The 6,340-nt window shown below is 55.3% G+C and carries 6 protein-coding genes; 1 reads left to right on the top strand and 5 read right to left on the bottom strand.

From position 1 onward, the window contains the following. On the bottom strand, positions 1-784 hold a 784-nt coding region (locus tag FBQ85_25025), incomplete at its 3' end, for an efflux RND transporter periplasmic adaptor subunit (GenBank protein MDL1878396.1). Between the two features lie 57 nt (positions 785-841). Continuing rightward, the gene (locus FBQ85_25020; GenBank protein ID MDL1878395.1) at positions 842-1,801 is read right to left on the bottom strand and encodes an AraC family transcriptional regulator; all 960 of its coding nucleotides are present in this window, start codon (positions 1,799-1,801) and stop codon (positions 842-844) included. A 241-nt stretch (positions 1,802-2,042) separates the two neighbouring features. Here FBQ85_25020 and FBQ85_25015 point away from each other — a divergent pair, with 241 nt between their 5' ends. After that, positions 2,043-3,107, top strand: a complete 1,065-nt coding sequence (locus FBQ85_25015) for an LLM class flavin-dependent oxidoreductase (protein MDL1878394.1) — start codon at positions 2,043-2,045, stop codon at positions 3,105-3,107. 135 nt (positions 3,108-3,242) lie between these two features. Here the strand turns inward: FBQ85_25015 and FBQ85_25010 are convergent, their stop codons facing one another. The 3 genes from FBQ85_25010 to FBQ85_25000 form a co-directional block, all read right to left on the bottom strand. Then, positions 3,243-3,689, bottom strand: a complete 447-nt coding sequence (locus FBQ85_25010; protein ID MDL1878393.1) for a VOC family protein — start codon at positions 3,687-3,689, stop codon at positions 3,243-3,245. 72 nt (positions 3,690-3,761) lie between these two features. Continuing rightward, on the bottom strand, positions 3,762-4,679 hold the full coding sequence (locus tag FBQ85_25005; GenBank protein ID MDL1878392.1) for an ankyrin repeat domain-containing protein: 918 nt from the start codon (positions 4,677-4,679) through the stop codon (positions 3,762-3,764). A 121-nt stretch (positions 4,680-4,800) separates the two neighbouring features. Beyond that, positions 4,801-6,340, bottom strand: a 1,540-nt coding sequence (locus tag FBQ85_25000; GenBank protein MDL1878391.1) for an ankyrin repeat domain-containing protein, incomplete at its 5' end; no start/stop codon positions are given.

The following is a 6,340-nucleotide window of genomic DNA, read 5'->3' as shown; positions in this document are numbered from 1 at the left end:
AGGCATTCTCGGAAAAAATTTCAGCGCGCTGGCCTTCTTCAATATAATTGAGCATGCGGTCGGTGAGCACCACTTCCACGCGCACGTTATCCAATTGACCCAATGTGAATAGTCGCGTGCCGCTATTCACCAGCATGCCGACTTCCGCATTGCGGTTGCCCACCGAGCCGTCGATGGGCGCGCGAATAACGGTTTGCGACAACGCCTCTTCGCGTTCATCGCGCGTGGCTTGCGCTTGCTCGACGCGCGCTTCGGCCAGCTCAAAATTGGCTTCCGCGGAAACGGCGCGCGTTTGCACGGCTTCCAACTCCGTGGCGCTGGCCAGTCCTTTTTCTGCCAGGGTTTTGGTGCGTTGCAATTCCGCGCGCACTTCCTGCAACTGCGCCTCGGCCTGTTTCGCCTGGGCCACGGTGATTTGATAACCCGCGCGCGCTTGTTTCAATTGTTCTTGAAATTCTCTATCACGCAAACGCACCAACGGTTGCCCGCGTTTGACGACATCGCCGTTCTTCACGGAAACTTCCACGATCACCGCATTGATTTCGGGATAAATCTCGATCTGATTCTTCGCTTTCACCACGCCGCTGAAGCGCTCGCTCAACGGCAACGAGCCGTATCGCGCTTGCACGGCTTCCACCACGGGGATAAGGCGGTTGGCTTGTTCCTGGCCTGCGGTTTCGGACTCCGCAGAACAGCCGAGCATAAGTAAATTCATGCCGCTTACCAACAACACACCAACCATGCGTTGCCGTTTTATCGCCGCTGCTTTACTCCGTATCATCATCGCATCTCTCTCATCGTTAACAGAAAATTCACGGTCGTGTTGTCACACGGACACGAGTTATGTTCCCGCTGCCACACCGTTCTGGCCTTCCTTGCGATACGTTCCCGGCGCCACGCCCATCTCGCGTTTGAAAGCCTTGCTAAATGAAGCTTCCGATTCATAACCCACGGCCGCGGCCACCTCTGAAATAGTCGCAGCGCCTTGATGCAGCAAATCACCGGCTTTGAACATGCGCCATTTGGTCACATACGACAACGGCGGCATTCCGGCCAGATGCGTAAAGCGCACCGAAAATGCGGTACGCGACATATTCACTTGCGAGGCCAGTTCCGCCACCGTCCAGGGATGATCAGGCTGTTCGTGAATCAATTCAAATGCCCTGCCGATGCTCGCATCTGCAAGGCCGCGCAGCCAGCCGGCTTTTTCTTTGCAATCATTGCCCGTCTGTTCGACGATGTGCGCACGCAAAATTTGAATAAAAAGCATATCCGTCAAGCGCGAGGCCATGATCTGCGCCCCGGGATTTTTGGAGGTGGTTTCCGCGGCCATCCATTTCAACGTCGTTTCCAGCCAGGGCACAAGCTGGCCGCGTTCGCCCTGAATATGAATCACCGGCGGCAAGGTGGATAGAAAAGGCTTGGCGGCAGGATTGTCGAAGATGAACGAACCGGTCACCATCGCGGTCAACGAGCCGCCGCCGCCGTGGTGCAGGGCGCGGCACGCGTCATGTTTGAGGCATTGGGGGGTGAGATGTTCGAGCGGCACAATCGGGCTGTCGGGATGATCGCGCAAAATGTGAGCATCGCCGTGCATCAACATCACAAAATCGCCACCCACCAGCGACAAGTCTTTGTATCCTTCAACTTCGAGATAGCAACTGCCGCGCGTCACGACATAAAAAATCGCATGGCCGCATTGCGATGGAACCTGAAAGCCCCACGGCGCTGTCAGTTCCGTACAAAATTGCACCTTACTGCGCAGGCGGATGGTGTTTAGAACATCAGAAAGTACGTCCATTCTATAAGAGCCAATTTATTGAACGATAAGACATAAAAAATGGCTTTTTGAATATTGAAAATTTCCACTTAATGTATTACAATATACTGTAGAAAATCTAATGTGGCAAGAAAATTTCCGTCTTTTTCTTCACCAGTAAACTTGTTTGTTTAAGATTCGGGTAATTGTTTGTCCACATGTTCATCAGCACGATGTGCATTAACATAAAATCAAACTACTGCAATGGAAGAGAATATTTGATATGGAAATTGGCATTTACACCTTTGCCGAAACGACGCCGGATCCGGCAACCGGCCGAACGATCAGCGCCGCACAGCGGCTGCGTAATCTCGTTGAGGAAATCAAACTCGCCGAACAGGTTGGGCTGGAAGTCTTTGGTGTCGGAGAACATCATCGCCCCGACTTCGCCGTGTCCGCTCCGGCAGTGGTGCTGGCCGCGGCAGCAGAGCATACCAAAAACATCCGGCTGACCAGCGCCGTCACGGTGCTGAGTTCTGATGATCCCGTGAGGGTTTTTCAAAACTTTGCCACTTTGGATTTGCTTTCCGCCGGGCGCGCGGAGATTATGGCGGGACGCGGATCGTTCATCGAGTCTTTCCCGTTGTTTGGATATGATCTCAACGATTACGATGAGCTGTTCGCAGAAAAGCTTGAGCTTCTCTTGCAACTGCGCGATCATGTGCATGTAAATTGGTCAGGCAAACACCGGCCGCCGATCAAGGATCTCGGAATTTATCCCCGCCCGTTGCAAAATCCTCTGCCAATATGGATTGCCGTCGGCGGCACACCGCAGTCAGTTGTGCGCGCGGCGATGCTGGGATTGCCTCTGGCGGTTGCCATCATTGGCGGCGCGCCGGAACGCTTCGCGCCTCTCATCGCGCTTTATCGCGACACCGCACGCCGGGCTGGACATGATCCGGCACAGCTTCCGGTAGGCATCAACTCACATGCTTATGTTGCAGACTCTTCGCAACAGGCGGCAGATGAGTTCTATCCCTCTTATGCCGAAGTGATGACCAGGATTGGGCGGGAACGCGGCTGGCCGCCCACCACGCGAGAGCAGTTCGAGGCGCTGCGTTCACCGCGAGGTGCGCTGCTCGTGGGCAGTCCGCAAGAAGTGATCGACAAGATTCTTTTTCAATATGAAATTTTCGGCCATCAGCGCTTTCTGGCGCAACTGACTGTCGGCTCGATGCCGCATGATAAAACAATGCGCGCGATTGAGCTTTTGGGAACGAAAGTCGCGCCGGCCGTGCGTCAGGAAATCGCGCGCCGCACGGCTACAAGCACGACTGCCAGGATTTAGTCGGTTAAGAGTGCAATGTTGCTTTGCGGTAAAGAAAATTCAAACCGCGAATTGCCGCTAATAAGCGCGAATTTTTTATTCGCGTTCAGTGGCGTCTATTCGCGGTTTAAACCTGCTTGTTGCAGAGCTTGAAATTCATTTGCGTGTGCAAGAATTATATTCTTCTGCTTCTGTGTACTCTGTACCTTCGGCTACACCCGTGTAACTCTCGAAGTCGATCCGGTAGCCGTCCGGGTCTGACAGTGCAGTGACCCACATGCCATTCCCCACAAAGGGCCGTGAAGCCGGAATTCCGCGCGCGGTGAATTCGTGGTACAGCGCCAGCGCATCCTCGCAAATGAAGCAGATTGTGACGCCCACGCCGACTTTACCTTCAGGCGCCCAAGAGTCGTGTCCTTCCTTCTTGAATTCCTGCAGCATGAGAGCCGCATCCCCGCGTTGCAGCCAACACCAGCGCAGCTTGCCCTCGTCAATCCACTTGTTAGTCATCTCAAAGCCGAGGCCATCAACGTAGTAACGCAGGGAAGTTTCCATATTCGAAACAGCGAAAAACGATACGGCTTGTTTGAGGTTCGGTTCCATGAGCGGATTCCATTTAGCGCTTTGAAATTATCTTCTAAAAACATTCTCACACAAAAAAGTGTAAGAAAAAAATCAACAGGCCTTCGCGTCTGTGCCTTGAAGTTGTTCTTGGTCGCGCAGATACGCCGCGATCTCGCGATGGGATTTGTCCGCATCATCGCCATCCGGCTCGGCGATATAATACTCGGCCCACCCCAGGGGCGTAGCGTTCCAAACGCTGTCTTTTGTGTCGAGCGCGGCGCCAGCCTGCACGAGAACTTTCACTGCTTTCAGCGAACCTGAGCTTACGGCGTGATGGAGGGCGGTGGCGTGCGAATAAAGATCAGCGCTGGGACGATTCAGATCAACTCCAAAATCAATCATTCGCCGAAGCGCCTCAGCCTTACCTCGGAGAGCGGCAAGAATGAACGCGAATTGTTTTTCGCCGGCGCTTGTCGTTGGGGCAAGGCGCGTGGCGTCATCCCAACGTTCCAAACAAAGAGCGGTTGCCAATGTCAGCTTGGCTCCGCGCGCAACAAGATGCGCGGCAGCAGCAAAGTTGGCATTGACCAGGGCATTGTCCGGATTGCCGTCGGGAGCAGCGCCGGCGTCGATCAGCACGTCAATCAACTCGATTTGGACCCCGCACTTGCGCGCCACCCATGAAAAGGAAACTAGTTGCAACGCGTAATCGAGTTGTTCTTGCAGATTATCTGTGCCCTCGTGTTTTGCCATATCAATGATCGTGCGCGCCACCTGGGCAATATTTTGGGGTAGAATATTATTCCGGACCGGATCCTCAGCCACGAACCAGAGCAGATACGGTTGTCGGAAGAATCCATCGAGCGCGTTGCCAACTGTGTCGCGCAGCCACGCGCCGGGCGATTCGAGGCGTTTGTGCACCAAGCCGGAGTTTGCGGCGAGGAGGCGTTTAAGCTTGCTTACGTCGCCGGCATCGATGGCGGCCACCGCCTCGCGAAAGAGGAAGTCGAGAGTTTCGAGATTGTACAAGAAAATTTTTCCTTGAGAAAATTGTTTTACAAGAAATTGTGCAACGACAACAGCGAGATCACCGTTGCCGGATTGCGAGGGCCAGCCCAAATGCTTAAGGCTAGGGTCGGGCAGCGCCGGCCTATTCGTATTGTTTTAGCAATTCCACAATCTCATGATGTCCGCGCCGGGCTGCCCAGGTGAGCGGCGTGGCCCATGGTGGATCGTCAGGAAGATTCAATTTTGCGCCGCGTTTCAAAAGAAACTCAACCATGCGAATCTGCCCAAACTTTGCCGCCCATGCCAGCGGCGTCGAACAAATATCTTCATCGCGTGCATGCAGATCGGCGCCGTGGTCGAGGAAGAGCGCGGCGTTTTCTACGTCGCCCTTTCGGGCGAAGTGGTGCAGCGGCGTCACGCGCAGCCAATCCGGCTGGCTCGGATTCATGCCGTGCTTGAATAAAAGTTCGTTCAATTCGCGCGTTTTTGCGCCGACCGACCAAGCGGGAAAGCTGAGGCGTTGGGGCAGGTCAGGTTGATAGCGCAGCAGCAAACGCACAAAGGCTTCCTGGCCTTCTCCTGCAGCATTCGTGAGCGCTTCGGGATCGTCAGCCAGCGCCGGATTCGCCGCAAACACAGCCGCTGCGGTTTGCACGTCGCCGTAATAGGCCATGATATGCACGGCTCGCGCCGCGCCATACGAGCAGAGCAGCTCGATCATCTTCTCATTCTTATTCATTATGGCCCTGGTCAGCGCATCCGCGGAGCTTTCGACTTCCGGATTCGGATACGCGCCGTGCTCCAGCAGCAGCTTGGCAATTTCGAAATGGCCATGAGAGACGGCCGCATACAGCGCATGGCCGTGCGGGGCGATGCCCTCCTCAGGCAAATTCGGATCAGCGCCGCGTTCCAGCAAGAGCTTCACGATTTCGATATGCCCCTTGGCCGCAGCGTTTTTCAATGGCGTGCCGGATCCGATATAATATGTGATGTAATCCGGAGTGCGATTGGCCAGGCCGGGATCTTCATCCAGCAACTCTCTGACGCGCTTCACATCTCCGGTATGCGCGGCGGTGCCAATGTCGATATGCGCGCCGCGAGCGCGAAGATGCTCGAGTACCTCTGCGGGAGTCGTTGTGACGGCTTTGGGCACATCGCGCCTGCCGCGATAGTGGTAATCGCCGTTGGTGAGGTGAATCGGACGCGCGCCGTCTTGCCGCCGCGCATCGATGTCCGCGCCGCGTGCCAGCAACTCGTCGATGATGTCGAGTTGCCGCGTCATCACCGCCCAGTGAATTGGCTGATTGCCGCGCTCATCGCCGGCGCGCAAAAGCTCGGGTTCGGCATCGAGCAAGCTTCTTACTTTCATCGAGTCGCGCTCGCGGATTGCCGCAGCTATACCTTCGCCTTTGGGAGAAGCGCCATGCCGGCTCACGAGTTTAGTCTCCAGCAGCTTCTGCATCTCTGCGTAACCACGATCGCGCGCGATGTCGAGGAAAGTGTCGTTGATCGCCAAACCCAACGGATCGGCGCCGTGTTCCAACAGGAATGCCGCAACTTCGACTTGATTCTCCCGCACCGCAAAATACAGCGGCGTGCGGTAGGCGTGATGACTCCTCACCAGCGACGGGTCTTTCTCTACTAATCGCTTGATGGTTTCCAAATCTCCGGTGATGGCGGCG

The organism is Cytophagia bacterium CHB2, assembly GCA_030263535.1.
In the GTDB taxonomy this organism is placed as follows: Bacteria; Zhuqueibacterota; Zhuqueibacteria; order Zhuqueibacterales; family Zhuqueibacteraceae; genus Coneutiohabitans.
Note: the sequence above shows the minus strand (reverse complement) of the source record. Positions and strands in the feature narration are given on the sequence as shown.

What these genes read in the sequence shown, in the direction of transcription:
- FBQ85_25020 (MDL1878395.1), bottom strand. Translation starts at nt 1,801, where the DNA reads ATGGACGTACTTTCTGATGTTCTAAACACCATCCGCCTGCGCAGTAAG.
- FBQ85_25015 (MDL1878394.1), top strand. Translation starts at nt 2,043, where the DNA reads ATGGAAATTGGCATTTACACCTTTGCCGAAACGACGCCGGATCCGGCA.
- FBQ85_25010 (MDL1878393.1), bottom strand. Translation starts at nt 3,689, where the DNA reads ATGGAACCGAACCTCAAACAAGCCGTATCGTTTTTCGCTGTTTCGAAT.